The organism is Arthrobacter sp. NyZ413 (assembly GCF_049390645.1).
Lineage (GTDB): Bacteria > Actinomycetota > Actinomycetes > Actinomycetales > Micrococcaceae > Arthrobacter.
Genome location: NZ_CP155434.1, coordinates 2800644 through 2826330 on the forward strand (window position 1 = coordinate 2800644; position 25687 = coordinate 2826330).

Below are 25687 nucleotides of genomic sequence, written 5' to 3' on the forward strand. Positions count from 1 at the left end.
CGCCCATCGACGACCCTTTACATATCTAAATTACTTGAAGCTTCAATTTATTCCTCATCGACGTCTTTGTCCACAACGCTCCCCCTAAGAACCACCGTCTGCGGATTCAGGACGACGTCGAGCGAAGCGCGCGGATCCTTCGCATAAAGCACGACGTCGGCACTGGCACCTTCGCTGATGCCGTCCGCTCCGAGCCAGTTCCGGGCGGACCAGCACGCGGAATCGAGGGCCGCCGCGGGAGGAAGCCCGGCCCGGTGCAACTCGAGGATTTCCTCGCCGATGCGGCCGTGCTTGATGACGCTGCCCGCGTCCGTTCCCGCGTAAATCCGGATTCCGGCTTCATGCGCCTCACGGACCCGCTCGTATCGGCGCTCCCACAGCGCCGCCATGTGGCCGGCGTACAAGGGGAATTTCGGCGCGGCTTGTTGCACAATGTCCGGAAAGGTCGCGATGTTGACGAGGGTGGGGACGATGGGGACACCCTGATCGAGCAATCGCGGAATATGCCTCGGAAGTAAGCCTGTGGCGTGCTCGATGCAGTCGATCCTGGCGTCAAGCACGTCGTCGATGGTCTGTTCGGCAAAGCAATGGGCTGTAACCCGGGCGCCTTCGTCGTGCGCGGCGGCGACGGCGTCCTTCACCACGGCCGCGGGGAACGACGGGCCGAGGTCCCCCACCGAACGATCGATCCAATCCCCTACGATCTTGACCCACCCGTCCCCGAAGCGGGCCTGCTTGCGCACCGCCTCCACCAGGCCTTCCGGCTCGACTTCTTCCGCCAGTCCCCGGATGTACCTCCCCTTCCTGGCAAGGTGCCGTCCGGCACGGATGATGCGGGGCATGTCCGGCCGGTGCTGCAACCAGCGCGTGTCGCTGGCGGATCCGGCGTCCCGGATGAGGAGGGTTCCGGCGTTCCGGTCGGTTGCGGCCTGCACGCGGGCGGTCTCTTCGTCTACCGCTCCGCCTTTGCCCAGGCCCACATGGCAATGGGCGTCCACGAGTCCCGGCAGCACCCATCCATCGAGGATCGCCGACGGCGCGCCGTCCGGCCGGACAAAGGTCAATCGTCCGTCGACCGACCACAGGCCGCGCCGTTCTTCTTCCGGGCCGGTCAGCGCCACGCCGCTGAATTCGATGATCTCTGGCATGTTTCCAGAGTAGGACCGCAGCGCATTTCGGCCGAGCCCTACCCGGCCGCGGGCATGTTCCTTCCTGTCATGTACGCCACAGCAGCTTCCGCGTGTGGTAGCTTCGTCTACGACCACACGGGGGCCCTTGCCAGGGGCTGAGATCAGGCTGACGCAGCCTGCGACCGTCGAACCTGTCCGGGTAATGCCGGCGAAGGAAGTGAGTACTCAAGTGAGCTCCAAAGAAGCACAGCTTAGCCCTACCCAAAATGAAGCGGACCGCGAGGTGACGCAGTCGCTGAAATCGCATTCGCTTGCGTTCATCGAGGACGCTGAGACCGGAATCCGGGTACCAGTAACGGAAATCGCCTTGGAACCCTCGCCGAACGGCGAGGGGAATGCTCCTTTCCGGGTGTACCGCACGGCCGGCCCCGGTAGCGATCCCGTAGTGGGCCTCCAGCCTTTCCGCAACGAATGGATTGAAGCCCGCGGTGACACCGAAGCGTACCGTGGCCGCGAACGCAACCTGCTCGACGACGGCAAGTCGGCCGTGCGCCGCGGCGCCGCCTCGGATGAGTGGAAAGGCGCGCAACCCGTCCCCCGCCGTGCCATCGACGGAAAAACCGTCACCCAGATGCACTACGCCAAACAAGGCATCGTGACGCCCGAAATGCAGTACGTCGCCCTCCGCGAGAACTGCGACGTCGAATTGGTGCGCAGCGAGGTTGCTGCCGGCCGGGCCATCATCCCGAACAACATCAACCACCCCGAGTCCGAGCCGATGATCATCGGCAAGGCCTTCCTGGTGAAGATCAACGCCAACATCGGCAACTCCGCCGTCACCAGCTCGATCGCCGAAGAAGTCGACAAACTGCAGTGGGCGACGCAATGGGGAGCCGACACGGTCATGGACCTGTCCACCGGCGACGACATCCACACCACCCGTGAGTGGATCATCCGCAACTCCCCTGTTCCGATCGGAACCGTGCCCATCTACCAGGCATTGGAAAAGGTCAACGGCGAAGCCAACAAGCTCACGTGGGAAATCTTCAGGGACACTGTCATTGAACAGTGCGAACAGGGCGTGGATTACATGACGATCCATGCCGGTGTGCTGCTGCGCTACGTCCCCCTGACGGCCAACCGGGTCACGGGCATCGTTTCGCGCGGCGGTTCGATCATGGCCGGCTGGTGCCTGGCGCACCACGAGGAGAACTTCCTGTACACCCATTTCGACGAGCTGTGCGAAATCTTCGCCAAGTACGACGTCGCGTTTTCGCTTGGCGACGGGCTTCGTCCGGGAGCGACCGCGGACGCGAACGACGCCGCGCAGTTCGCCGAGCTGGACACGCTCGCCGAGCTCACGAAGCGGGCATGGAAGTACGACGTCCAGGTCATGGTGGAAGGTCCGGGCCACATTCCGTTCCACCTTGTCCGCGAGAATGTCGAGCGCCAGCAGGAACTCTGTGACGGCGCGCCGTTCTACACGCTCGGCCCGCTCGTCACGGATGTCGCGCCGGGATACGACCACATCACCTCGGCGATCGGCGCCACCGAGATCGCCCGCTACGGCACGGCGATGCTTTGCTACGTCACGCCGAAGGAACACCTTGGCCTGCCGAACAAGGACGACGTGAAGACGGGCGTGATCACGTACAAGATCGCCGCCCATGCCGCCGACCTCGCCAAGGGACACCCCGGTGCTCACGAACGCGACGATGCTTTGTCCAAGGCACGCTTCGAGTTCCGCTGGCGCGACCAGTTCGCCCTGTCCCTGGATCCGGTCACGGCCGAAGCGTTCCACGACGAGACACTCCCGGCCGAACCGGCCAAGACCGCACACTTCTGCTCCATGTGCGGACCGAAGTTCTGCTCCATGCGCATCAGCCAGGACATCCGCGACGAGTACGGTTCCGCCGATTCCCAGGCTGCCATCGCGGAAATGTACAGCGGCATGCGCGAAAAGAGCGAGGAATTCCTCGCTTCAGGCGGCAAGGTCTACCTGCCGGAACTGTCAGTGCCTGGCGCAACGGCGGGCCCGGGAAACGTGAACTGATCAGGAAGCGTGGACAGATCCGGCACGGCTGACGTCCGCGATGAAGGAGCGGATAATCCGGTCTCCTTCAACTGAATCATTGGGCCGGTGCCCTCCTGCCGCAATGCGGTGGAGGGCACCGGTTTCCTGCAGGTAGCCGGCAATCTCCTCATAGAGTGGCTCCCAACCACCCGTCAGGACGAGCGTGGGAACGCCGGGGACAATGTGCAAGGGCGCCTCCCAGGGAGGGGCTTGCAAGCGCAGGCGGCGGGCCGTCCGACGGGCCTCCGGGGTATCGGGGACCGCCGCTTCGGAAGAAAAAGCCCGGCGCAGGTATTCGCGTTGGTAGTCGTCATCGCTGAGCTCGTGCCTGACACGGAACAGCGGCTCCATGAGCGCCTTGTACGCAGCAGTTGCCGGAAGCTCCGCCGTCAAGGACAAACACGCCGGCTCCACCAACACGAGCGAACGGACAAGGTCCGGCCGCTCCACCGCGGCGAGCATGGCGGAAATCGCGCCTTGGGAGTGCGCCACGACGTGGCCGCCCCGCGCCGAACCGCCGGCGGGTACGGTTTCGGAGGCTCCAAGGCACTCAAGGAGCATGTCCACATCTGCCGGGATATCCGATTCCAAGGGCTCGGCCTGGGCATCGAAACCGTGGCGCTTCAGGAAGAGCGCGTCAAAACGCAAGGCCATACCATGCTGCTTCGGCCAGGCGGCGGCCCCGAACGAGCCCGCCCCATGGACGAAGACAACACGGTGTTTTTGCATTCCTCAAGCCTAGGTCACGGGACTGACATCACCGCTGCCGGCGAAGCCGGCAGCGGGCACTTTACTTGCCGAGGAACTTGTCGAAGCCCTTGGGGAGGTTCAGCTGGGACGGATCGAAGTCCGCGCCGGGCTGGCCGAATGCCGCACCGCTCGGAACCGACTTCGACCGCCTGTTCTCGGCGTCGCGCAGTTCCTGGGCGGCCTTCGCCGGGTTTCCCGAACGTGCCTTCTTCTTCGGAGCGCTCTTTCCCTTGCGGGCGCCGCCGCCCCCGAGCCCGGGCATACCGGGCATACCCGGCATGCCACCGCCCTGGGCCAGCTTCTTCATCATCTTCTGCGCCTGGGCAAACCTCTCCAGGAGCCCGTTGACCTCGGAAACATGCACGCCGGAACCACGGGCAATACGCGCGCGGCGCGAGCCGTTGATGATCTTCGGGGCAACACGTTCGTGCGGCGTCATGGAGCGGACGATGGCTTCGACGCGGTCGATCTCGCGCTCGTCGAACTGCTCGAGCTGCTGGCGGATGTTCTGGGCACCCGGCATCATCATGAGCATCTTCTTCATTGAACCCATGTTGCGGATCTGCTGCATCTGGGCGAGGAAGTCATCCAGGGTGAAGTCTTCCTGGTCGGCGAATTTCTTCGCCATCCGGGCGGCTTCTTCCTTGTCCCACGCCTTTTCCGCCTGCTCGATCAGGGTCAGGACGTCGCCCATGTCGAGGATGCGCGAGGCCATGCGGTCCGGATGGAACAGTTCGAAGTCGTCCAGGTTCTCGCCTGTGGACGCGAACATGACCGGCTTTCCGGTGACGGACGCGACCGAAAGGGCGGCACCGCCGCGGGCGTCGCCGTCGAGCTTTGACAGCACCACGCCAGTGAAGTTGACGCCTTCGTCGAACGCGACCGCCGTGTTGACGGCATCCTGGCCGATCATGGAGTCGATGACGAAGAGCACTTCGTTCGGGATGATCGCCTGGCGGATGCGGCGCGCCTGGTCCATCATCTCGGCGTCGACACCGAGGCGGCCTGCGGTGTCCACAATGACGACGTCGTGCAGCTTCTGGCGGGCCTCCTCGACGCCGGCACGCGCGACGGCGACAGGGTCTCCGGTGGGAACGTCATGTTCGGAGGTGGTGCCGGGATGCGGCGCGAAAACGGAAACCCCCGCGCGCTGGCCGACGATCTGGAGCTGGGTCACGGCGTTTGGCCGCTGCAGGTCGCAAGCCACAAGCATCGGGCTGTGGCCCTGCGCCTTGAGCCACTTGGCGAGCTTGCCGGCGAGCGTCGTCTTGCCCGCACCCTGCAAGCCAGCGAGCATGATGATGGTGGGACCGGTCTTCGCCAAGCGGATACGGCGGGTCTCGCCGCCGAGGATCTCGACGAGTTCCTCGTTGACGATCTTGACGATCTGCTGGCTGGGGTTGAGGGCGGCGGCAACTTCAGCGCCCAGCGCCCGCTCACGGATGCGGGCAGCGAACTCACGCACCACGGGAACGGCAACATCCGCGTCCAGGAGGGCGCGGCGGATCTCCCGGACGGTGGCGTCGACGTCGGCCTCCGTGAGGCGGCCCTTGCCGCGGAGATTCTTGAAGGTTGCTGTCAACCGGTCAGAGAGTGAATTGAACACGCGCCGTGCACTTCTTTCAATGGTCTACGAATGGCGGCCAAGGCGGCACGCCAGCTTCTTGACGATTCCTGCCCCAAACAGATCTGGCTCAACGAAGGGACTCGACTATCTAGGGTACCAACTAGCACCACTTAGGTGCTCATACACCAACATAGGTACCCGATTTTCACCAACTGACACCAACAAGATGGCATGCTGGCACGGTGACCAACAAAACAACTGTCAAAACGTTGCTCATCCTCGGCGCTTCGGGGGACCTTACGGGCCGGCTGCTGTTGCCGGGCCTTGCCAGGCTGGTTGCAGGCGGCCTGGCTGACGGGCTCAAACTCGTCGGAGCAGGCTCGGACCCGTGGACCGCCGAACAATGGACGGACCGTGTGCGGAGCGCCTTTGAGGATGCCGGAAAAGACGCCGACGCGGCAGGACGCGAGTCGATCGCGGCCATGGAGGCAAACACCGAATACCACCAGGTCGATGTCACCGCGGACGGCCAACTGGCCGCGTTGCTTACCGGGCTCGAAGCTCCGGTGGCCGTCTATTTCGCCCTTCCTCCGCACGTCAGCCAAAAAGCCTGCGAGGTCCTGACCGCCGGCCAACTGCCGCCGGGAACGCGCCTCGTGCTCGAGAAACCCTTCGGTTCGAGCCCGGAATCGGCCGAAGACCTCAACAAAACCCTCGCCCGGCTCGTCCCCGAGGAACACATCTACAGGGTGGACCATTTCCTCGGCAAGGCCACCGTCCTGAACATCCTGGGACTGCGTTTCGCCAACCGCTTCCTCGAACCGGTGTGGAACCGGGACCACATCGAAAAAGTCGAAATCATCTTCGACGAAGACCTCGCGCTCGAAGGACGTGCGCGCTACTACGACACCGCGGGCGCGCTCAGGGACATGATCCAAAGCCATCTCCTGCACATCATGGCCCTGCTGGCCATCGATGCCCCCGCGACCATCGGCGAGCGCGACCTCCGCGACGCGATTTCCACGATCCTGCGCGCCAGCACCGTGGAGGCACCGTACGCGAAATCCACGCGCAGGGCCCGCTACGCAGCAGGCACAATCGGTGATCGCAAGGTGCCGGACTACGCAGAAGAAGCCGGCGTGGATCCATCCCGGAACACCGAGACCCTCGCTGAGGTCGAGGTCGGCATCGAGAACTGGCGCTGGAAGGGCGTTCCGTTCATCCTTCGCTCCGGCAAGGCCCTCGGCCTCATGCGGAAGGAAGCGATTATCACCTTCCGTCCGGTGCCGCACTTGCCATCCGGCTTCGAAGGCGTGGATGCCTCGAACCAGCTGCGTATCGGGTTTGGTCCGGACACCCTCCAGCTCGACGTCGATGTAAACGGTCCGGGCGATATCTTCACCCTGGACCGCGTTACCCTCGACGCGGAGCTTAGCGCCTCGGACCTCCTGCCGTACGGCGAGGTCCTGGAGGGCATCATCAAGGGCGATCCGCTGTTGTCCGTCCGCGGGGATACCGCGGTGGAATGCTGGCGCATCGTGGAGCCTGTGCTCAAGGCCTGGGCCGAAGATTCGGTTCCGCTCGAGGAGTACGACGCCGGTGGTGCCGGTCCCGCGGACTGGCCCACCGCCGTCGGGGGCTAAGCAAGCAAAAGCGGTCCGGCTACCTTCCAGGTAACCGGACCGCTTTTGCATATATCGGGTGCTTAGATGGCTGCGGCGCCCCGCTCGCCGGTGCGGACCCGGACGGCCTCATAGACATCGACGGTCCAGACTTTGCCGTCGCCCGCCCTCCCCGTGTTGGAGGAGGCGATCAGGACATCGAGGATGTCGTCCGCTTGCTCATCGGTGGCCAGGACCTCGACGCGGATCTTCGGAAGGAGGTCGACGTTGTACTCGGCCCCCCGGTACACCTCGGTGTACCCGCGCTGCCGGCCGTAACCGCTGGCAGCGCTGACCGTCAAACCCTGTACCCCGTATGCTTCGAGTCCCTCGCGAATGGAGTCGAGTTTCTCCGGGCGGACGATCGCCGTGATGAGTTTCATGCCTGGATACTCTCCTTGCCCTTGGCAGGTGTTTCGTCGGAGGCTTCGGCGGATGCCTTGCCGGTGATGAGGTCGTGGAGCGGCTGGAAGCTGCCACCGTGTCCGCCGACGCCGAATTCGTAGGCGGTTTCGGCGTGCAGGCTGAGGTCCGCCCCGGCGATTTCCTGGCGCTCGGAGATGCGGAAGCCCATGATCTTGTGGATCGGGTAGGCGATGACGAAGGTCATGACGCCGGTGAAGACGATCGAGCAGAGCGCCGCCAAGGACTGGGCAACAAGCTGTGTGGTGCCGCCGCCGTAGAAGAGGCCCGCCGCGCCCTGGGTCGGAGTGGCGAGGAAGCCGATGGCGACGGTACCGATGATGCCGGACACGAGGTGGACGCCTACGACGTCCAGGGAGTCATCGTAGCCGAGCTTGAATTTGAGGCCGACTGCGAGGGCCGAGGCGACACCTGCGGCGACGCCGAGGGCGATGGCACCGAGCGGGGAAACGTTGGCACACGCCGGGGTGATGGCAACAAGACCGGCGACGACGCCTGAAGCGGCACCGAGGGACGTGGGGTGTCCGTCACGGATGCGCTCTACTACGAGCCAGCCGAGCATTGCAGCCGCGGGCGCGACGAGCGTGTTGATCCAGATGAGTCCGGCCTGCTGGACTGTAGCCGCGGCACCGGCGTTGAAGCCGAACCAGCCGAACCAGAGGATGGCCGCGCCGAGCATGACCAGGGGCACGTTGTGCGGGCGGTGGTTCGGGTCCTTGCCGAAGCCCTTGCGGTTGCCGATGATCAGGACGAGGATCAGGCCGGCCACACCGGCGTTGATGTGGACCACGGTGCCACCGGCGAAGTCGATGACGGGAGCGAACGTCTGGCCAAACCAGCCAGTCGCAGAGAAGAGGCCGCCGCCCCACACCATGTAGGCCAGGGGTGCGTAGACCAGGGTCGCCCAGATGGGGGTGAAGAGGGTCCACGCCGAGAACTTCGCGCGGTCCGCGATGGCGCCGGAGATCAGGGCAACCGTGATGATGGCGAAGGTGGCGGCGTAGCCAACGTGGAGGAGGTCAGCCGGGTCCGTGAAGTTGTGCAGGCCGAAGTGGCTGAAGGGGTTGGCGAACAGCTGGAAGAAGTTGTCCGTGTTGCTGGTAGACATCGACGCGCCCCACAGAACCCAAACGAGGGTCACTGTGCCGATGGCGATGAAGCTCATCATCATCATGTTCAGGGCGGCTTTGGCACGGGTCATGCCGCCATAGAAGAATGCCAGGCCCGGGGTCATGAACAGCACGAAGGCTGAGGCGACCAGGAGCCAAACGAGACCGGCGGTGAAATCCATGTCTACGTCCTCTCTGCTTTAGATGCGGACTAAGCCCGCCTATCCCAACGCCATTTGCGTTCTACGTAAGATTTTTGCGGGGCAGTGTTTCACCTGCGAAGGTTTTAGATTGCGGGGCTGTTACAAGAACTTCTCGAACGTAAATGGTGCATATCACACTTGTTACGTGAGTGTTTCGTTCGCCGCACATCCGCGAAATTCCGCACGAACCAGAGGACGCAAGCACAATGAGAGCAAGCTCCAAATCCGGCCCAGACCAACGGATCGGGGCCACGAAGGCCGAAATGCCGCGGGACATCAGGGTGATGTTGGTGGCCGCGTTCCTGATCGCGCTCGGTTTCGGTTTGGTGGCCCCCGTGCTTCCGCAGTTCGCGACGACGTTCGACGTCGGCGCGACGGCAGCCGCCGTGATCGTGAGCATTTTCGCTTTCATGCGTTTGGTCTTCGCTCCAGCCGGCGGAGCCTTGATGGCCCGCTTCGGCGAGCGGCCGGTCTACATCACGGGCTTGCTCATCGTGGCGGCGTCGACGGCGGCCTGCGCCTTTGCCCGGAGCTATTGGCAGCTGCTGGTGTTCAGGGGTCTCGGTGGTGCCGGATCCGTGATGTTCACGGTGGCGGCGATGGGTCTGCTTATCAGGCTTGCCCCGCCGGAAAGCCGTGGCAGGGTCTCCGGCGCCTACGCCTCGGCCTTCCTGGTCGGAAGCGTGCTGGGTCCGGTAGTCGGCGGGCTGTTGGCAGGGCTCGGCCTCAGGGTGCCGTTCCTCGCATACGCAGGGGCATTGCTCGTAGCTGCCGCAGTAGTACGCACCCAACTCAAAGGCACCCCTGGTTCGGCCTCGAAGGCGGGCACGGACGCTCCGGCAATGCCCATGAAGGAAGCCCTCAGTGATTCGGCCTACCGCGCCGCGCTGTTCTCGAGCTTCAGCAACGGCTGGGCGACCTTCGGCGTGCGGATGGCCACTGTGCCGTTGTTCGCGGTGGAGGTCCTCGCGGCGGGGCCGGCCTCGGCCGGTTGGGCATTGGCGGTTTTTGCCGGGGGCAACGCCGCGGCCCTAACGTTTTCCGGGCGCTTGGCGGACACTTTCGGACGCAAGCCGATGATGCTCCTTGGGCTCACCGTCACTGGCCTCGCGACGGCGACCATTGGGCTGACTACCGGTCTGCCGACGTTCTTCGCCGCCTCCGCCGTGGCAGGATTCGGCGCCGGGCTGCTGAACCCTGCCCAGCAGGCCGGGGTCGGGGACATCATCGGCCGTGGGCGCTCCGGCGGCAAGGTGCTGGCCGTCTTCCAAATGGCCTCCGACGCCGGAGCGATCGTCGGGCCGGTCCTTGTGGGGCTCCTGGCGGACGGGCTTGGCTATGGTTGGGCCTTCGGGGCCACGGGAGGAATCGTCCTGCTGGCCGCCGTCGGCTGGTCGGTCGCCCGCGAACCCATGCGGCGGGCGACCGTGCCTGTTGATTCAGGCCGGCCCTAGTTCAGGTGTCCGGCTAGTTCAGGAGGGCGTCGACGAAAGCCTCGGCTTCAAAAGGTGCGAGGTCGTCCGGGCCCTCGCCCAGGCCGACAAGCTTGACGGGAACGCCGAGCGCCTTCTGGATCGCGACGACGATTCCGCCCTTGGCCGTGCCGTCCAACTTGGTCAGGACGATGCCCGTGATGTTGACTACCTCGGCGAAGACCTTGGCCTGGTTCAGCCCGTTTTGGCCCGTGGTCGCATCCAGGACGAGGAGGACCTCATCCACTTCGGCCAGCTTCTCGACGACGCGCTTGACTTTGCCAAGCTCGTCCATGAGGCCGACTTTGTTCTGCAAGCGGCCCGCGGTGTCGATCATCACCACATCCACTTCTTGCTCGATGCCGGCCTTCACTGCCTCGTAAGCAACCGAGGCGGGGTCCGCGCCGTCGATGTCCGACATGACCGTGGGTACGCCGACGCGCTGGCCCCATGTAGCGAGCTGGTGCGAGGCCGCCGCGCGGAACGTGTCGGCCGCGCCGAGGATGACGTCCTTGTCCTCTGCGACAAGGACACGAGCGAGCTTTCCCACCGTGGTGGTCTTGCCGACGCCGTTGACGCCGACGACGATCATGATGGCCGGATGGCCGCCCTTGCGATCGACGTTCAGGCTGCGGTCCATATCGGGATCAACCAGTTTGACGAGTTCATCGCGCAAAAGCGCCTTGACATGCTCGGGATCGCGGGTTCCCAGGACCTTCACGCGGTCGCGCAAGGAATCGACAAGATGCGTGGTCGGCTCGGTTCCGAGGTCGGCGAGGAGAAGGGTTTCTTCGACTTCGTCCCAGACGTTCTCGTCGATCTTGTCGCTCGAAAGCAAGGCGAGAAGGCCCTTGCCGAGGATGTTGTTGGATTTGACGAGCCGGGCGCGCAGCCTGTTGAGGCGCCCCTCGACGGGAGCTGGGGTCTCCACCGGGACCACTTCCAGGCCCGCCGCGTCGTCCGGTACGTCGATCTCCGGCAGCACAGCATCGGACGGTTCGACGACGGTACCCGGCGCCGGGGTGGCTGTGCCCGGGGCATCTTCGACAATTGTTCCGCCTGCCGGCGCGGCATCGGCGGGGTCGTTTGCGTCGCGTGGTCCCGCGTAGGTCGAAGTGGATTTCCGCCTCTTAAGGAAGACGGGAATCAACCCTCCGACCACGATGATGACAGCGACAATGGCCAGGATTATCGGAAGGAGATCATTCACTCCCTTAGCTTCTCACAAAGCTAGACCTCGGCAGCGAGCCTCTGGCTGATGACGGTGGACACCCCGTCGCCCCGCATTGTCACCCCGTAGAGTGCGTCGGCGACCTCCATGGTCCGCTTCTGGTGGGTGATGACAATCAACTGGCTGGACTCTCGGAGTTCTTCGAAAATGGTAATGAGGCGGCCCAGGTTGGTGTCATCCAAGGCAGCTTCCACCTCATCCATGACGTAGAACGGCGATGGCCTGGCCTTGAAGATGGCAACGAGCAGGGCGACGGCGGTCAAGGACCTTTCGCCGCCTGACAGGAGGGACAGCCTCTTGATTTTCTTTCCCGCCGGCCGGGCTTCCACTTCAATGCCCGTGGTCAACATGTCCTCGGGATCCGTCAGGACCAGCCGGCCTTCCCCGCCGGGAAAGAGCCGCGCGAACACGTGGTCGAACTGCTTGGAAGTATCGGCGAACGCCTCAGAGAAGACCTGCTGGACCCTGTTGTCCACTTCCTTGATGATGTCCAGAAGGTCCTTCCGGCTGGATTTGAGGTCTTCAAGCTGGGTGCTGAGGAACTGGTGCCGTTCTTCCAAGGCGGCGAATTCCTCAAGCGCCAAGGGATTGACCTTGCCGAGGGCGGCGAGGTCGCGTTCGGCTTTGCGGAGCCGTTTCTCTTGCTCCGACCGGGCAAAGGGAATGCCCTCGATGACGGGGTTGCCGTCCTCGTCAACAGGAGCCCGCAGCTCTGCCCATTTGTCCGTGGCAGCGGCGGGAACCGGAACGGGCTGATCGGGCCCGAAGCCGGCCACGAGTTGTTCCGCCGAAAGGCCGAGTTCATCGATGGCCCGGGCCTCCAGTGCTTCGATCTTCAGGCGGTGTTGGGCACGCGCCATTTCGTCGCGGTGCACGGAATCGGTAAGCTGCGCCAGTTCCCGGGCCAAGGCGTCGTTGCTGCTGCGCACCTCTCCCAATTCCTTTTCGCGCTGCTCACGGACCGATTCGGCGTCATCCCGGGCACGGGCTGCCAGTTCCACCGAAACGTCGACAAACCGCACCGCTTGTTCAACAGCGGCAGCGACGGCGGAAGCCCGTTGGGCCTGCGCCCTGCGACGCACTGCCCGCCGGGCGGCTTCCTCGCGGGCACGCCGCTCGCTCGCCGCGGCACGTTCCAAGGATGCCGCGCGGTTGCTGGTTGCTGTGAGTTGCTCCTCTGCACTGCGCAACCCGAGCCTGACTTCCATCTCATGTGCCCGCGCTTCGCTCGCCGCACGGGACAACGCATCCCTTTGCTCCGTGGACGGTTCTTCCTCTGCCGGGGCTTCCTGCGCCGCAGCCAGGCGCTCGGCCGCGACTTCAAGCGATTCCTCGGCCACCGCGATGTTCAGTTCCGCCTTGGCCAGGGACTCGGCCAAGCGATCCCTCTCCGCCACGGCGCTTCGCAACTGGGAGTTCAAGTGCCCGAGCCGTTCGGCAACGGCGGCCAAACGGGCATCGGAGTCATGGAGCTTATCGAGGGCGGCGTCGGCGCGTTCCTGGGCTTCGGCCCTGCGCGCTTGGGCACCGGCCAACGCAAACCGGCCACGCTCCAAGCGTGAGATGGTCTCCTGAAGGCGCATTTCGGCGTCGTCGACTGCCGCTTGGACTTCAAGGAGCGACGGCGCGCTTGCCGATCCGCCGTGCACGGTCAACGCAGCGAACACGTCCCCGTCCAAGGTGACGGCCGTGAGCCTGGGGTCGCCGGAAATGAGGCTTGCCGCCTCGTCCAAGCCATCGACGACGGCGGTGCGCGCCAGGAGCCGCACCGCGCCTTTGGCGTGGTCGTTGTTCGCCGTGACCAGCTCCGCGGCCCAACGGGCGCCGTACGGCAGCACCGGCAAATCGTCTGGCAGGACCGGCAACTCGGCGGGCCCGAGCTCCGGCTCCGCCGACCCGACCGGCCGCGAGAGCACCAGCGAAGCCCGGCCGGCGTCGACCTCTTTCAGCAACTGCAGCGCGGCAACTGCTCCCGCGCCGTCGGCCACCACCACGGCGTCCGACGCAGCACCCAAGGCCGCCGCCACCGCGGCCTCGTACCCCGGCTGCACGGCTAGGAGCGAAGCCAGCGGCCCGAGGACCGCGGGGTGCCCGGAAGAGAGGATGCGTTCGGATCCGTCCTTGCGGTTGAGCCCCAGCTGGAGCGCGTCACGGCGGGCGGTGAGGGCGTCGCGATCGCGGACGTCACGCTGCTCGGCAAGCTTCAAAGCCTCGATCTCGGCCTCGATCCCGTCAAGGAGGGTGCCTGCTTCCTCGTACTCGGCGTCGAGGCTTTCCTCACCGTCCTCCGCGCCTGCCACTTGTGATTCAAGGGCGACGAACTCGCTCTGTGCTTGGCGTCGGCGCTCTTCACCCGCGGACAGCGACTCCCGGAGCCTGCCGCGTTCGGCTTCGGCTGCCTCCGCCCGCGATCGGGCGGCCGCGAGCTGACCGACCAGCTTCGCCAAGCCTTCCCGACGATCAGCTGCTGCCCGCAGCACGGCCGTGAGGCGCCGTTCTTCTTCGGCCGCGAGGTTTTCCGCTTCCTGCTTCGCCGCGGTTGCATCCAGGAGTGCCGCCTGCTTGGCGAGGATATCGTGCTCGAGTTCGGCCTGCTCCTGCCTGACACGGGCGGCCTGGCGATCAAGGTGATCCGGGTCGCGGCCGGATTCCTGCGCCGCGTCCGAAGACCCCAAAAGGCGCCTTCGCTCTGTCGCGAGGGATCCCAACGCCCGAAGCCGGTCCCTGGACGCGGACAATTTGTACCAGTTGTCCCTCGCCGCGTTGAGCCGGGGCGTTGCCTCCGCCGCGAGTTGCTCGAGCCGCGCCTGGCGTTCGCGTCCGGCGCCCAGTTCCGTTTCAACGGATTCGCGGCGTTCCTTGAGCGCTGCCTCGTCGGCAACATCCTTTTCCAGCGCCATGGTGAGCTGGACAAGTTCATCCGCGAGCAACCTCGATTTGGCATCCCGAAGGTCGAACTGCACGGTCTGGGCCCGGCGGGCGACTTCGGCTTGTTTGCCGAGGGGCGTGAGCTGGCGGCGGATTTCGGCCGTGAGGTCGCCGAGCCGCTGGAGGTTCGCCTGCATGGCTTCGAGCTTCCGGACCGTCTTTTCCTTGCGCCGCCGGTGCTTGAGGATTCCGGCGGCTTCTTCGATGAAGCCGCGACGGTCCTCGGGGGTGGCGTGCAGGACGCGGTCCAATTGGCCCTGGCCCACGATCACGTGCATCTCCCGGCCAAGGCCGGAGTCGGACAGCAGTTCCTGGATGTCCAGGAGGCGGCACGACGAGCCGTTGATGGCGTATTCCGATCCGCCGGCGCGGAAGAGGGTACGGGAAATGGTGACTTCGCTGTACTCGATCGGCAGGGCGCCGTCGGCGTTGTCGATCGTCAAGGATACGTGCGCGCGGCCCAAGGGCGGACGGCCGGACGTCCCGGCGAAAATGACGTCTTCCATCTTTCCGCCACGAAGTGTCTTCGCCCCCTGTTCGCCCATGACCCAGGCCAGGGCATCAACCACGTTTGACTTACCCGAACCGTTGGGGCCGACCACGGCTGTGACGCCCGGTTCGAAGTCGAACGTCGTGGCTGACGCGAACGACTTAAAACCGCGAACGGTCAGACTTTTCAAGTGCAAAGTGTTTCGGATCTCCTGAGTGGCTGATATCCCATTCCCAATTTACTGCCAAGGGGCGAAAATCCGCGGATTTGCTGCTGTGGTTGGCCGGCAGCGGGGGTTGGCTACCAGCGGGCGTTGCGGGGCTTCGGTTGGCAGACGGGGCAACGATACGACGAGCGGTTCATGAATTGTTCGCGCCTGATGATGCTTGCCAGCCCGAGCGCGGCGCATCGCCTGCACGGCTCGCCGGCCCGTCCGTAGGCATCCAGGGAGCGTGCGAAGTACCCCGAGTCTCCGTTGACATTGACGTAGAGGGAGTCGAAACTCGTGCCGCCGGCGGCCAGGGCGTCGCCCATGACTTCCCTCGCGGCCTCGACAATCCGGACGGCATCGGCACGCCGAAGGGTGTCCGTGGGCCGCGCATAGTGGAGTTTCGCCCTCCAGAGAGCCTCGTCCGCGTAGATATTGCCTATGCCCGAAATAAGGCCCTGATCGAGCAAAGCGCGTTTGAGTCCCGTCTTGCGTCGTTTGACCTTGGTGTAGAAATCGTCAAAGGAAAAATACGGATCGAGGGGATCGCGGGCAATGTGTGCTGCTTCCTCCGCGATTTCCGGAAGAGGTGTTTCACCTTGGCCGCCCGGCTGCCCATCCGGGGTCGGGATGAGGGAGGTAACGAAAAGTCCGCCGAAAATCCGCTGGTCCACGAACCGCAATTCCTCCGGCATGCCATCGGAACTGCTGAGCCGAAGCCGGACTTTCAAGTGCTTTTCGTCAGGGACGTCCGGATCCTGCATGAGCAATTGCCCGCTCATGCCCAGGTGAGCCATGAGCGCGACGCCGGGCAGCGTGCCTTCGCGCGATCCCTCGGCCTGCAGCGGCATCCACAGAAACTTGCCGCGTCGGACAACGTCCAGCACCGTTGCATGCTCAAGGTTGCCGATGAAGTCTTCCGTGCCAAGGGCATGGCGGCGGATCGAGCGGGGATCCACGACGTCGACTCCGGTGATCGTCCGGCCCCGCACCCAACGGGCCAGGCCTCGACGGACCACTTCGACTTCGGGAAGTTCCGGCACGGGACCTCAGGCGCTGTGGGCAGGATCGGCTGAAGCGCCTGCCGTGCGTTGCGGCTTGTTCTTGCTGTTCAGGGTGCGCCACGCATCCGCCGCGGCTTCCTGTTCGGCTTCCTTTTTGGAGTGGCCTGAGCCCTTGCCGTAGGCGGTGCCGGCGATCTGGAGCACCGCTTCGAAGGTGCGCGCGTGGTCCGGCCCCGAACCTTCTACGGCGTAGTAGATGGAGCCCATCTGGCGGCTGGCGGCGAGCTCCTGCATGCTGGTTTTCCAGTCGGTGCCCGCGCCCAAGGCTGCGGCGTCCTTCAGTAAGGGGCCAACAAGGCGCATGACCAGTTGCCGCGCCGTCTCGATGTCGTTGGACAGGTAGGTCGCGCCGATGAGGGCTTCCATGGTGTCGGCAAGGATCGAGGACTTGTTCTTGCCGTCGGTGAGCCTTTCGCCCTGCCCGAGGTAGATGAACTCCCCCACGCCGAGCTCCCTGGCGATACCAGCCAACGCCCGCGTGCTCACGACGGCGGAACGGCGCTTGGCGAGTTCACCCTCCGGAAGCTCCGGGTTGTCCCGGTAGAGGGAATCGGTCACGGAAAAGCCCAGGATGGAGTCACCGAGGAATTCGAGGCGCTCGTTGGTGGGGATCCCGCCGTTTTCGTACGCGTAGGAACGATGTGTCAGAGCAAGACGAAGCGTCTCGGCGTCAATTGAGACACCGAGACGCTTCAGAAGCTCTTCAGTTGAAGACATCCTTTATCAGCCTGTATGGCGGATTTAGGCGTCTGCGACCTTGCGGCCCTTGTATTCAAGGAACAGCGCAGTGCCGGCAGAGTCGGTAACGACCTTTGCCTGGTGCGGCAGGCTGTAGACAACCTGGCCGTTTTCGATGGTCTTGACCAGGTTGGGGGCAGTTGCCTTCCACTGGGCACGGCGGGCGCGGGTATTTGCGCGAGACATTTTCCGCTTGGGAACAGCCACGGCTATCTCATTTCTCTCTTAGTCAACACTTACTAATCAGTTTGCCGGTCAGGCTTAGCCAGTTCAGCTAGGGCAGCCCAGCGAGGATCCAAGACCTCGTGGTGGTGCCCCGGCTCGTCTTCCAGACGCACTCCGCATTCGGAGCAAAGGCCCTGGCAGTCTTCCCGGCACACCGGCTGGAACGGCAGCATGGTTACAACTGCGTCCCGCAACACCGGTTCAAGATCGATTAGATCGTGCTCGACTCGACGTTGCTCTTCATCGTCTTCTTCGTCCGAAAGCTCAACACCTTCATAGAAGAAAAGCTCTTGCACATTGACCTCAAGGTCATACGCAAGGGGATCCAGGCATCGTCCGCATTCGCCCTTGACTTCGGCGAAAACGGTTCCGGATACCAGAATTCCTTCGTGTACGGCCTCAAGCTTCAGGTCGAGCTCGATATCCGAGCCTTCCTGAACGCCAATGAGTGCCACGCCAAGGTCGCTTGGCGCGGGTACATGTTCACTGAGCGTCCGCATGCTTCCTGGACTGCGTCCGAGGTCCCTGACGTCGAGCGTCAAAGGCGAACTTACATCTCGATTAATGAGAACTCCTGTAGAACATATGACCGACGTACCATCTTAGCCTGAACGCGGGAACGGACTCAAACCGGGTCCGTCGTTGAGCGCCCCGCCAGAGGTACCGACCCAGCTTACCCTTTACGTGGCTGCTCCGCTGCCGACTCGCCAGCCAGAATCCTCCTCAGCACGGACCTGGGGACGAAATCCGAGACATCGCCGCCAAGGACCGAAATTTCCTTGATGAGCGTGGACGACAAATGCAGGTAATGGGCTTCCGCCGGAAGGAAGACAGTCTCCACACCGGACAATTGCCGGTTCATGGTGGCCATCGGCAATTCGTAGTCGAAATCGGACGAGGAGCGCAGGCCCTTCACGATCGCTGAAATTCCGCGGTGCCGGCAGTACTCCGCCAGGAGCCCGTCCCCCATCGGTTCAACGATGATGCCCTGCAAGGACGCCAGGGTTTCACGCGCCATGTCCATGCGTTCTTCGAGGCTGAAACGATACTTCTTCGCGTAGTTTGTGGAAACCGCCACCACCACTTCATCGAACAATCCAGCGGCCCTTGCGATGACTTCCAGGTGTCCGTTGTGGATGGGGTCAAAGGATCCGGGGCACACTGCGCGTCTCATGGTTCGAACCTATCGCATCCATGGCCGGCCGCACTATGGGCGATACGATGACTGGCAGGGCGGTCCGGACCAGCCGGAGCCCCGTTCAGGAAGGCAATCCCACCGTGACGAGCCCGGTCCCCCTCAGCGTGAACGCACCTGCTTCCCCGTGGAAGCGTGCGGCCAGCGGCGCCAACCTCCTGTCAGCCCAGGGCGAGCTAGGCACCACGATCTTCGAAGAGATGACCACCCTGGCGCTCGCCACCGGAGCTATCAACCTGGGCCAAGGATTCCCCGACGAAGACGGTCCGGCCGAAATCAAGGCAGCGGCCCAATCGGCCATCGCGGCGGGATCCAACCAGTATGCTCCAGGCAAGGGCATCCCTGAGCTTCGGAGCGCCGTCGCGGCGCACCAGGAGCGCTTCTACGGGCTGGCGCTCGATCCACAGACCGAAGTCGTCGTGACCACGGGAGCAACCGAGGCGATCGCGGCGGCGTTGCTTGCCTTCGTCGAACCCGGCGATGAAGTCCTGACTTTTGAACCGTTCTACGACTCTTATGGCGCAATCATCGGACTCACCGGCGCGCGGCACGTCACGGCTCCCCTGCTCGCCCCGGATTTCCTTCCGGACCTCGACGCCCTCGAATCGGCCTTCACCGAACGCACGAAAGTAGTTCTCCTCAACAACCCGCACAACCCCACGGGTGCGGTCTTCCCGCGCGCCGTCCTCGAACGCGTCGTCGAGCTCGCCAGACGCCACGACGCCGTAGTTGTCAGCGACGAAGTCTACGAGCACATGACCTTCGGTGTCCCGCACATTCCTGTTGCCACCATCCCCGGAGCCGCCGAGCGGACCATTACGATTTCATCCGCGGGAAAGACGTTCTCCTTCACGGGGTGGAAGGTCGGATGGGCGAGCGGGCCGGCGCACCTCGTCGCAGCCCTCCGAACGGTCAAGCAATTCCTGACGTACAGTTCGGGAACCCCTTTCCAAAGCGCGATCGCCGGGGGCTTGGCCCTGCCTGACGACTTCTACGCCGGGATCATCTCGGAACTCCAGCGCAAACGGGACATCCTCGCGGACGGGCTTCGGGCAGCTGGCTTCGGCGTCTACGCGCCCCGCGGAACCTACTTCATCAACGTGGACACCGCGCCCCTTGGCATCAGCGATTCCGTGGAGCTGGCACGGCGCTTGCCATCACTTGTGGGCGTCGCGGCCATTCCCGTTCCCGTGTTCTGCCATCCGGAAGGCGCGGAGCGCACACGGAGCCTGCTCCGCTTCGCCTTCTGCAAGCGAACCGAGGTGCTCGAGGAAGCGGCCACCCGGCTCGCCACCCTTCGGGACAAGCTGTGACGGTGCCTGCCAAGGAAAGCCATGAAGGACGCAGGTTCCTCCGGACCACAGGGCAACATGCCGGGATCGAAGCCGACACGCTGATCGACGGGGCCTACATCCTGCGGATCGGGGGCGCCGAACAATCCCATGTCAACCTCGCCGAACCCGCGGAAATCTTCTACGAATACCTCCGCCGGATCGGCCACGTCGTGGATCTCGCCGCACCCCGGGGACAAGCGGTCTCCGCGCTCCATCTCGGGGCCGGAGCCCTGACCCTTGCCCGCTATATCGAGGCGACGCGCCCGGGATCGGTACAGCACGCCGTCGAACTCGAACGGGAACTGCTGGACTTCGTCCTTCAGAAACTCCCGTTGCCGGAAGGCACCCGGCTGACCACCCATATCGGCGACGCACGAGAAACCCTCGCCGAGCTGCCCGCGGAACTCGATTTCGACGTCGTCATCCTCGACATCTTCTCCGGCCCCGAGGCTCCGGCGCACATCGCCTGCCAGGAGTTCTACGAGGAAGCCGCCGCCCGTCTCCGGCCAGACGGCGTGCTCATTGTGAACATCGGCGACGAAGCCGCCTTGACGTTGGTCCGCAGCCAGGTCGCTGCCATGCGCAAGGCGATGACCGACGTCGCCGCCTTCGCCGAGAGCGGCATGTTCGCCGGACGGTACCCGGGAAACATCATCGTGATCGGAACCCGGCGGCCGTGGCCTGCCGAGTGGACGGCGGAACTGCTGGCCCGCGGGCCACACCCCGCAGCCGTCCTCACCGGAGTGGACCTGGACCGCATCTCCGACTGAGGCGCACTAGACGGGTTCAGCGAACCAGAGCTTGGTCTCGCCATATTTCTTGTCCGCAAACCGTTCGAGGGTGTCCGGCCAGTCCGGCTCAGGTGACCGTGAAGACCGCTCGACGACAACCACCGCGCCCTCGTCCAGATGGAAAGCCAGCTTCGTGAGGACGGCCCTGAGGGAAGGTTCGTCGAGGGGATACGGCGGGTCCAGGAACACAAGGTCCCACAGGACACTGTCCGCGGCCCGCTCCAGGAACGATTCCACCTTCGACCGGTGCACGGATACGGTCCTATGGCCGAGGACCTGGTTCGCCATGTCGGCGTTGCGCTGGCACACCTCCGAGGCGCGGGCGTCGAACTCGACAAGTTCTGCCGTCCTGGCTCCCCGGCTTGCCCCTTCGATCCCGAGCGAACCAGAGCCGGCATACAGATCGAGGACCCTGGCGTCGTCAATTGCGTCAAGTGCCTCAAGGCGCGAAAACAACGCCTCCTTGACGCGGTCCGTAGTGGGCCGCGTGGCATTCCCCGGAACGCTCGCCAAGGGGTTTCCGCCTGCGACTCCTGCGATGATCCTGCTCATTGGAATGTCCCCCGAACACGATTTATCGCTCTGGGTTCCTTAGCCGCGTTCAAGGAACGCCTCCTTCTCCGGGTTGAGGTACTCGTCGATTGCGGCCGCCAACGCCGGTTGCGCATCCAGCGCCGGATCGTCTGCCACCAGCAATTGCGCGTCGGTGCGGGCACGGGCAATGAGGTCCTCATGCTCCAGGACCCGCAACAGCTTCAAGGTGGAACGGCCGCCTGATTGCGAGGCACCAAGGATGTCGCCTTCCCGGCGCAGTTTGAGGTCTTCCTGGGAAAGCACGAAACCATCGGTGGTCGAAGCCACAGCGTCCAAGCGCCTGCGGCTCGGGTGGCCGGGCTCCAGCGTGGTGACCAGCAAACATGTCCCCGGAAGTCCACCGCGACCCACCCGGCCCCGCAACTGGTGAAGCTGCGAGATGCCGAAGCGGTCGGCATCCAGGATCACCATCAACGTCGCGTTATGGACGTCCACCCCGACCTCGATCACCGTGGTGGAAACCAGCAGTTGCGTGTTGTTGGCGGCGAACGATGCCATCGTTTCGGACTTGAGCGCAGGATCCTGCCGTCCGTGGAGGGGTTCCACCCGGACGCCGCGCAGCGCGGGCTCCCGGCCAAGGGTTTCGACGACGGCGGTCACGGACGCGAGCTCGCGCGCCGGCTCCTCATCGGAAAGGCCGTCGTCGGAAAGCCCTGCGTCGCTTGGTTCCGTTTCCCCGGGACTGAAGTCGCCGTCGTCGTCATCTCCGATCTTCGGGCACACCACGTACACCTGGTGGCCCGCATCGATCTCCTCCCGCGAGCGCTTCCAGATCCTCGCGGCCCAACCGGGGTTTTCGGCCAGCCCGACGACGTGGGTGGAGATAGGTGCCCTGCCTGCAGGAAGCTCATCGAGCACCGATGTTTCGAGGTCTCCGAAGACGGTCATGGCCACGGTTCGCGGGATCGGAGTGGCGGTCATCACCAAGAGGTGCGGTGGCCGGTGCGCCTTCGCCCGGAGCGCATCGCGCTGCTCAACCCCGAAGCGGTGCTGTTCGTCCACCACGATCAAGCCAAGATCCTGGAATGTGGTCTTGTCGCTCAACAAGGCATGGGTGCCGATGACAATGCCCGCGCTGCCCGAAGCGGCGTCGAGCATCGCCTGTTTGCGGGCGGCGGCGGGCATGGAACCAGTCAGCAACGTGACGTGGACTGAGCCCGCGCCGCTCCCGGAATCCTGGCCCAGCATTCCCGCACCGCCGAACACGGCATCGCTAGCGAGGTTACCCAGCGTTCGCCGGATGGAGTCGAAATGCTGCGCGGCCAGGACCTCGGTGGGGGCGAGCAGCGCGGCCTGCCCTCCGGCGTCGACCACTTGCAGCATGGCGCGCAGGGCCACAATCGTCTTCCCGGAACCCACCTCGCCCTGCAGCAAGCGGTTCATTGGTGAGTCTTGCGCCAGTTCGTGGGAGAGCGTCTTCCCGACGGCGGCCTGGCCGGCGGTCAGGGTGAACGGCAACTGGCGGTCGAATGCCGAAAGGACGCCGTCCGGCAGTGGCCGCCGCGCTGTGGCTTCTTCCGCGGCAAGCTGGGACCTGCGCCGGGCCAAGGCGGTCTGCAGCACCAAGGCTTCCTGGTAGCGGAACCGGTCCCGGGCGCGGCGCCAATCCGTGGCCGTCTCGGGCGAATGGATCAGGCGGTATGCCTGCCCTATGGAGAGGAATTCCTCGCGGGCGGCGATTCCGGGCGGCAAAGGATCGTCGATGGCGTCCGGTTCAATGGTGTCCAGCAGCGTGGTGATGGCCTTATGGATGGACCAACTGGTGAGTTTCGCCGTGGCCGGATAGACCGGGATGGGCATGGCGGCGAGCTTTTCCGGGTCGTTCGTTCCGCCGATGTCCGGCTCGGCGTCAAGCAGGATGAAGTCCGGGTTGGTCATGCTCAAAGAACCGCCGTACCGGACGACCTTGCCGGAGAACATCACCCGGCGTCCCGGTTGGAGTTCACTACGCGCGCGGAAGCCGTTGAAGAAACTGATCTTCAACGTCCCTGGAACGTGGTCACCGCCGGCGTCGTCGGTGACCATGACGTCGGTCAGTGAGCCGCGCCGGGCACGCATCTGCCGGGTCGAGTTGGAGAGGACCTTGGCGATGAGCGTGGCTTCCTCGTCCAAAGGCAGCTTGCTGATGGGAGTGAGTTCCCCGCGGGTCAAGTAGCGCCGGGGAAAGTAGTTCAATAGTTCCCCGACGGTGCTTAAGCCGAGGTGTTTCCCGATGACAGAAGCCGAGCGTTTGCCGATTCGCCGCTCGAGGGGAAGCTGGAGCTCAGGATTCATGCGCGTTTTGCACCACCGGGATGCCCGGATCGCGCGGCATGGACAATTGGCTGATCGTGATGTCCGTGGGATCGCCCAGGGACCGGATGAGCGCGACTGCGGGTTCCGCCTCGGGCACGTGGACATGCACGCGCCAGCGGTAGCTTGTTTCGGGAGCGTCGTCATCGTCGTCACCGTCGCGGGCCGAAACGCTTTCCCCATGGCCGGAGCGGTTTCCCAACTGGCTCATGATCACGGAGTCACCCAGTTCATCCAGCCGCTGGCGCAGCGTTGCCGCCGCCAGCGGCGGAAGGCTGATGGTGCACATGACTTCCACGCCGTCGTCGTTCGGCATCCCTGCGTGGATATGCGGATCCTGGACGTCGTAACCATGGAGGCCGTCGAGCAATTCGTCCTGGAGTTCTTCGCCGAGAACGGCTGAACGAAGGCAGTCGAGGATCAACAACATGCCCACTCCGCCGGCGTCGACAACGCGGGCTGCATGCAGCGGGGCGAGCTGGTCCTCGGTCCGCACCACGGCCTCGAGCGCGGCATTCACCGCGGCATCGAGGGCCAGGCCAAGCGCCTGGTTGCTGTCATCGCCGTTGTGCGCGGAATCGCATTCACCGGCGGCTCGCGCTGCAGCTTCGAGGACGGAGAGCATAGTGCCCGGGACGGGTTCGCTCAGTGCCGACCAAGCCCGGATCTGTGCCCGGTTCAGTGCACTGGCGAGCAACGGCGCGCTCAAGCGCGTATGTCCGACGAGGGGCTCGGCCGCTGCGCACAGGAAGACGGCGAACAGGGTTCCGGAGTTTCCGCGCGCCTGTTCCATGGCAGCCTGGCCTGCGGCGCCAAGGACGGCGCCGACGTCGTTGGCGGGTTCGCCGCCCGCGCCATTGACCAGCGCAGCCGCCGCCGCACGGACCGTGAGGTAGAGGTTGGTGCCGGTATCGCCGTCGGCCACCGGGAAAATGTTGATCGCATTGATGCGGTCGCTGTGGTTGCCAAGAGTCGTCTCGGCTTTGCCCAGCCACCGCTTCATGGCGTGCGCGTTGGCGGCAATCTTAGTCTGCAAAGTGATCCCATCCCACGGTGTCAGCGGGCATGCCGGCAATCCGGACGCCGCTGTGCTGCCCTTCGGCAACGGCATGGACCGAGCCTATCGCAGTGAAGCCGGAAGGTAACTGAACATTGGCTGGAAAAGTCGCCAACAGGCCGTGGTCTTCGCCGCCGCCAAGCACCCAGTCCATCGGATCGGTTCCGAGCAACGCGGAAGCGGCTTCCAAAGCGACAGCAAGTGATTTAAGGGCCACCGGATCAAGGTCGAGAATCACGCCGCTTGCCGCCGCGAGCCGTGAACCATCGCGCAACAACCCGTCCGAGACATCCATCATGGCCGTAGCGCCGGCGGCCGCGCCCTGCGGGCCGGCGGCCAAGGGCGGATTCGGACGGCACTGGCTGTCCATGAGTGCGCGCTGCACGGCAGTGAGCCCGGCCACGGGCACCTCGCTTTCAAGCAACGCGAGACCGGCGGCGGCGCGGCCGACAGTACCGGCGAGGGCCAAGCAATCGCCTGCCCGCGCACCTGAGCGCAGGACCGCGGGAAGTCCGTGCATGGTGCCGACGATCGCGACGGTCACGGCGAGTTCGCGGCCGCGGCCGAGGTCTCCCCCTGCCACCGAACAATCGGCGGCTCCGAGGCCTGCTATGCCGGCGGTCAGCCCGTCGGCAAAGTCTTCGACCCACGCCACCGGAGTTCCGGGCGGCATGGTCAAGCTCACCACGAGCGACAAAGCGGTTCCGCCCATCGCGTTGATATCGCTGAGGTTTTGCGCCGCCGACTTCCAGCCGACGTCGTACCCGGTGGTCCGGTACCCGTTGTTCCATTCCAGGCGGAAGTCCTGGTCCTGGGTCTGCGTGTCGATCGAAATGAGCGTCCGTCCATCCGGAGCTGCGACGACGGCGGCGTCGTCCCCCGGTCCGAGCAGCAGGCTGCCGCCAGCGTTGAGTGGCTTGTTCAGGGGCTTGTTCAGTGGCTTGTTCAGGGGTTTGCTCAGTGGCTTGTTCAGTCGCGGAAATATGCGTGCAAGGAGCTCCCCCTCGGACAGCTCGGCAACAGTCAGTTCTTCTCTGGACACAGCTCTACGCTATCGCGAACCACCGACAACGAACGGGACGATGTTGCCGGACAGGATGTGACTGGCCATGCCCGAACGGGATATGGGATGCTGCGCCTCCGCCGAGATT

General features: G+C 64.6%; 21 protein-coding genes and 1 riboswitch. Of the genes, 5 read left to right on the forward strand and 16 right to left on the reverse strand.

What is annotated here, in order from left to right:
- Nucleotides 1–47: 47 nt before the first annotated feature.
- Nucleotides 48–1148 carry an amidohydrolase family protein gene (locus ABCW42_RS13090; RefSeq protein ID WP_423181647.1) on the reverse strand — a complete coding sequence of 367 codons (1101 nt, stop codon included), beginning with the start codon at nt 1146–1148 and terminating at the stop codon, nt 48–50.
- A gap of 107 nt (nt 1149–1255) precedes the next feature.
- Nucleotides 1256–1364, forward strand: a riboswitch (TPP riboswitch).
- On the opposite strand from ABCW42_RS13090, the gene thiC reads away from it, so the two are divergent.
- Complete coding sequence (gene thiC / locus ABCW42_RS13095) at nt 1360–3183, forward strand: phosphomethylpyrimidine synthase ThiC (protein ID WP_423181648.1); 1824 nt, start codon at nt 1360–1362, stop codon at nt 3181–3183. It overlaps the preceding riboswitch by 5 nt.
- On the opposite strand, the gene ABCW42_RS13100 is transcribed toward thiC, so the two are convergent.
- Entirely contained in the window at nt 3184–3933 is a 750-nt protein-coding gene (locus ABCW42_RS13100) for an alpha/beta hydrolase (protein ID WP_423181649.1), read from the reverse strand.
- Between the two features lie 61 nt (nt 3934–3994).
- Complete coding sequence (gene ffh / locus ABCW42_RS13105) at nt 3995–5560, reverse strand: signal recognition particle protein (RefSeq protein WP_423181650.1); 1566 nt, start codon at nt 5558–5560, stop codon at nt 3995–3997.
- 203 nt (nt 5561–5763) lie between these two features.
- On the opposite strand from ffh, the gene ABCW42_RS13110 reads away from it, so the two are divergent.
- A complete protein-coding gene (locus ABCW42_RS13110; protein ID WP_423181651.1) occupies nt 5764–7164 on the forward strand; it encodes a glucose-6-phosphate dehydrogenase in 1401 nt (466 codons plus the stop codon).
- Between the two features lie 62 nt (nt 7165–7226).
- Here the strand turns inward: ABCW42_RS13110 and ABCW42_RS13115 are convergent, their stop codons facing one another.
- Nucleotides 7227–7565, reverse strand: coding sequence for a P-II family nitrogen regulator (locus tag ABCW42_RS13115; protein WP_133204382.1), 339 nt, complete (start codon nt 7563–7565; stop codon nt 7227–7229).
- Nucleotides 7562–8896 (reverse strand): ammonium transporter, encoded by a 1335-nt coding sequence (locus ABCW42_RS13120; protein ID WP_423181652.1) that lies wholly within the window; start codon nt 8894–8896, stop codon nt 7562–7564. The genes ABCW42_RS13115 and ABCW42_RS13120 overlap by 4 nt, the downstream gene beginning before the upstream one ends.
- Before the next feature lie 227 nt (nt 8897–9123).
- Between ABCW42_RS13120 and ABCW42_RS13125 the strand changes: the two genes are divergently transcribed.
- Nucleotides 9124–10371, forward strand: a complete 1248-nt coding sequence (locus ABCW42_RS13125) for an MFS transporter (RefSeq protein ID WP_423181653.1) — start codon at nt 9124–9126, stop codon at nt 10369–10371.
- 13 nt (nt 10372–10384) lie between these two features.
- Here the strand turns inward: ABCW42_RS13125 and ftsY are convergent, their stop codons facing one another.
- The 7 genes from ftsY to coaD form a co-directional block, all read right to left on the reverse strand.
- A complete protein-coding gene (gene ftsY / locus ABCW42_RS13130) occupies nt 10385–11599 on the reverse strand; it encodes a signal recognition particle-docking protein FtsY (RefSeq protein ID WP_423181654.1) in 1215 nt (404 codons plus the stop codon).
- A 20-nt stretch (nt 11600–11619) separates the two neighbouring features.
- Entirely contained in the window at nt 11620–15234 is a 3615-nt protein-coding gene (gene smc / locus ABCW42_RS13135; RefSeq protein ID WP_423181655.1) for a chromosome segregation protein SMC, read from the reverse strand.
- A 104-nt stretch (nt 15235–15338) separates the two neighbouring features.
- Nucleotides 15339–16289 carry a bifunctional DNA-formamidopyrimidine glycosylase/DNA-(apurinic or apyrimidinic site) lyase gene (gene mutM, locus ABCW42_RS13140; protein ID WP_423181656.1) on the reverse strand — a complete coding sequence of 317 codons (951 nt, stop codon included), beginning with the start codon at nt 16287–16289 and terminating at the stop codon, nt 15339–15341.
- Between the two features lie 6 nt (nt 16290–16295).
- Nucleotides 16296–17027, reverse strand: coding sequence for a ribonuclease III (rnc, locus tag ABCW42_RS13145; protein WP_423181657.1), 732 nt, complete (start codon nt 17025–17027; stop codon nt 16296–16298).
- A 24-nt stretch (nt 17028–17051) separates the two neighbouring features.
- Nucleotides 17052–17255, reverse strand: coding sequence for a 50S ribosomal protein L32 (rpmF, locus tag ABCW42_RS13150; RefSeq protein ID WP_090818901.1), 204 nt, complete (start codon nt 17253–17255; stop codon nt 17052–17054).
- A 32-nt stretch (nt 17256–17287) separates the two neighbouring features.
- On the reverse strand, nt 17288–17815 hold the full coding sequence (locus ABCW42_RS13155; RefSeq protein WP_133204389.1) for a YceD family protein: 528 nt from the start codon (nt 17813–17815) through the stop codon (nt 17288–17290).
- Between the two features lie 131 nt (nt 17816–17946).
- The gene (gene coaD / locus ABCW42_RS13160; protein WP_423181658.1) at nt 17947–18447 is read right to left on the reverse strand and encodes a pantetheine-phosphate adenylyltransferase; all 501 of its coding nucleotides are present in this window, start codon (nt 18445–18447) and stop codon (nt 17947–17949) included.
- Between the two features lie 104 nt (nt 18448–18551).
- Between coaD and ABCW42_RS13165 the strand changes: the two genes are divergently transcribed.
- Both ABCW42_RS13165 and ABCW42_RS13170 read left to right on the forward strand, forming a co-directional pair.
- A complete protein-coding gene (locus tag ABCW42_RS13165; protein ID WP_423181659.1) occupies nt 18552–19781 on the forward strand; it encodes an aminotransferase class I/II-fold pyridoxal phosphate-dependent enzyme in 1230 nt (409 codons plus the stop codon).
- Between the two features lie 2 nt (nt 19782–19783).
- Complete coding sequence (locus ABCW42_RS13170) at nt 19784–20572, forward strand: spermidine synthase (protein WP_423181660.1); 789 nt, start codon at nt 19784–19786, stop codon at nt 20570–20572.
- Between the two features lie 6 nt (nt 20573–20578).
- Here ABCW42_RS13170 and rsmD read toward each other — a convergent pair whose 3' ends face one another.
- The 4 genes from rsmD to thiL are packed head-to-tail and all read right to left on the reverse strand — an operon-like array spanning nt 20579 to nt 25578.
- Nucleotides 20579–21145, reverse strand: a complete 567-nt coding sequence (gene rsmD / locus ABCW42_RS13175) for a 16S rRNA (guanine(966)-N(2))-methyltransferase RsmD (RefSeq protein WP_423181661.1) — start codon at nt 21143–21145, stop codon at nt 20579–20581.
- A 39-nt stretch (nt 21146–21184) separates the two neighbouring features.
- Nucleotides 21185–23461 (reverse strand): ATP-dependent DNA helicase RecG, encoded by a 2277-nt coding sequence (locus ABCW42_RS13180; RefSeq protein WP_423181662.1) that lies wholly within the window; start codon nt 23459–23461, stop codon nt 21185–21187.
- Nucleotides 23451–24482 carry a DAK2 domain-containing protein gene (locus ABCW42_RS13185; RefSeq protein ID WP_423184889.1) on the reverse strand — a complete coding sequence of 344 codons (1032 nt, stop codon included), beginning with the start codon at nt 24480–24482 and terminating at the stop codon, nt 23451–23453. The genes ABCW42_RS13180 and ABCW42_RS13185 overlap by 11 nt, the downstream gene beginning before the upstream one ends.
- Before the next feature lie 22 nt (nt 24483–24504).
- The gene (gene thiL, locus ABCW42_RS13190; protein WP_423181663.1) at nt 24505–25578 is read right to left on the reverse strand and encodes a thiamine-phosphate kinase; all 1074 of its coding nucleotides are present in this window, start codon (nt 25576–25578) and stop codon (nt 24505–24507) included.
- Nucleotides 25579–25687 lie beyond the last annotated feature (109 nt).

Coding starts and splice junctions, on each gene's coding strand:
- ABCW42_RS13090 (WP_423181647.1), bottom strand. CDS start 1,148: ATGCCAGAGATCATCGAATTCAGCGGCGTGGCGCTGACCGGCCCGGAA.
- ABCW42_RS13100 (WP_423181649.1), bottom strand. CDS start 3,933: ATGCAAAAACACCGTGTTGTCTTCGTCCATGGGGCGGGCTCGTTCGGG.
- ABCW42_RS13115 (WP_133204382.1), bottom strand. CDS start 7,565: ATGAAACTCATCACGGCGATCGTCCGCCCGGAGAAACTCGACTCCATT.
- ABCW42_RS13120 (WP_423181652.1), bottom strand. CDS start 8,896: ATGGATTTCACCGCCGGTCTCGTTTGGCTCCTGGTCGCCTCAGCCTTC.
- ABCW42_RS13125 (WP_423181653.1), top strand. CDS start 9,124: ATGAGAGCAAGCTCCAAATCCGGCCCAGACCAACGGATCGGGGCCACG.
- rnc (WP_423181657.1), bottom strand. CDS start 17,027: ATGTCTTCAACTGAAGAGCTTCTGAAGCGTCTCGGTGTCTCAATTGAC.
- coaD (WP_423181658.1), bottom strand. CDS start 18,447: ATGAGACGCGCAGTGTGCCCCGGATCCTTTGACCCCATCCACAACGGA.
- rsmD (WP_423181661.1), bottom strand. CDS start 21,145: ATGAGCAGGATCATCGCAGGAGTCGCAGGCGGAAACCCCTTGGCGAGC.
- ABCW42_RS13180 (WP_423181662.1), bottom strand. CDS start 23,461: ATGAATCCTGAGCTCCAGCTTCCCCTCGAGCGGCGAATCGGCAAACGC.
- ABCW42_RS13185 (WP_423184889.1), bottom strand. CDS start 24,482: ATGAAGCGGTGGCTGGGCAAAGCCGAGACGACTCTTGGCAACCACAGC.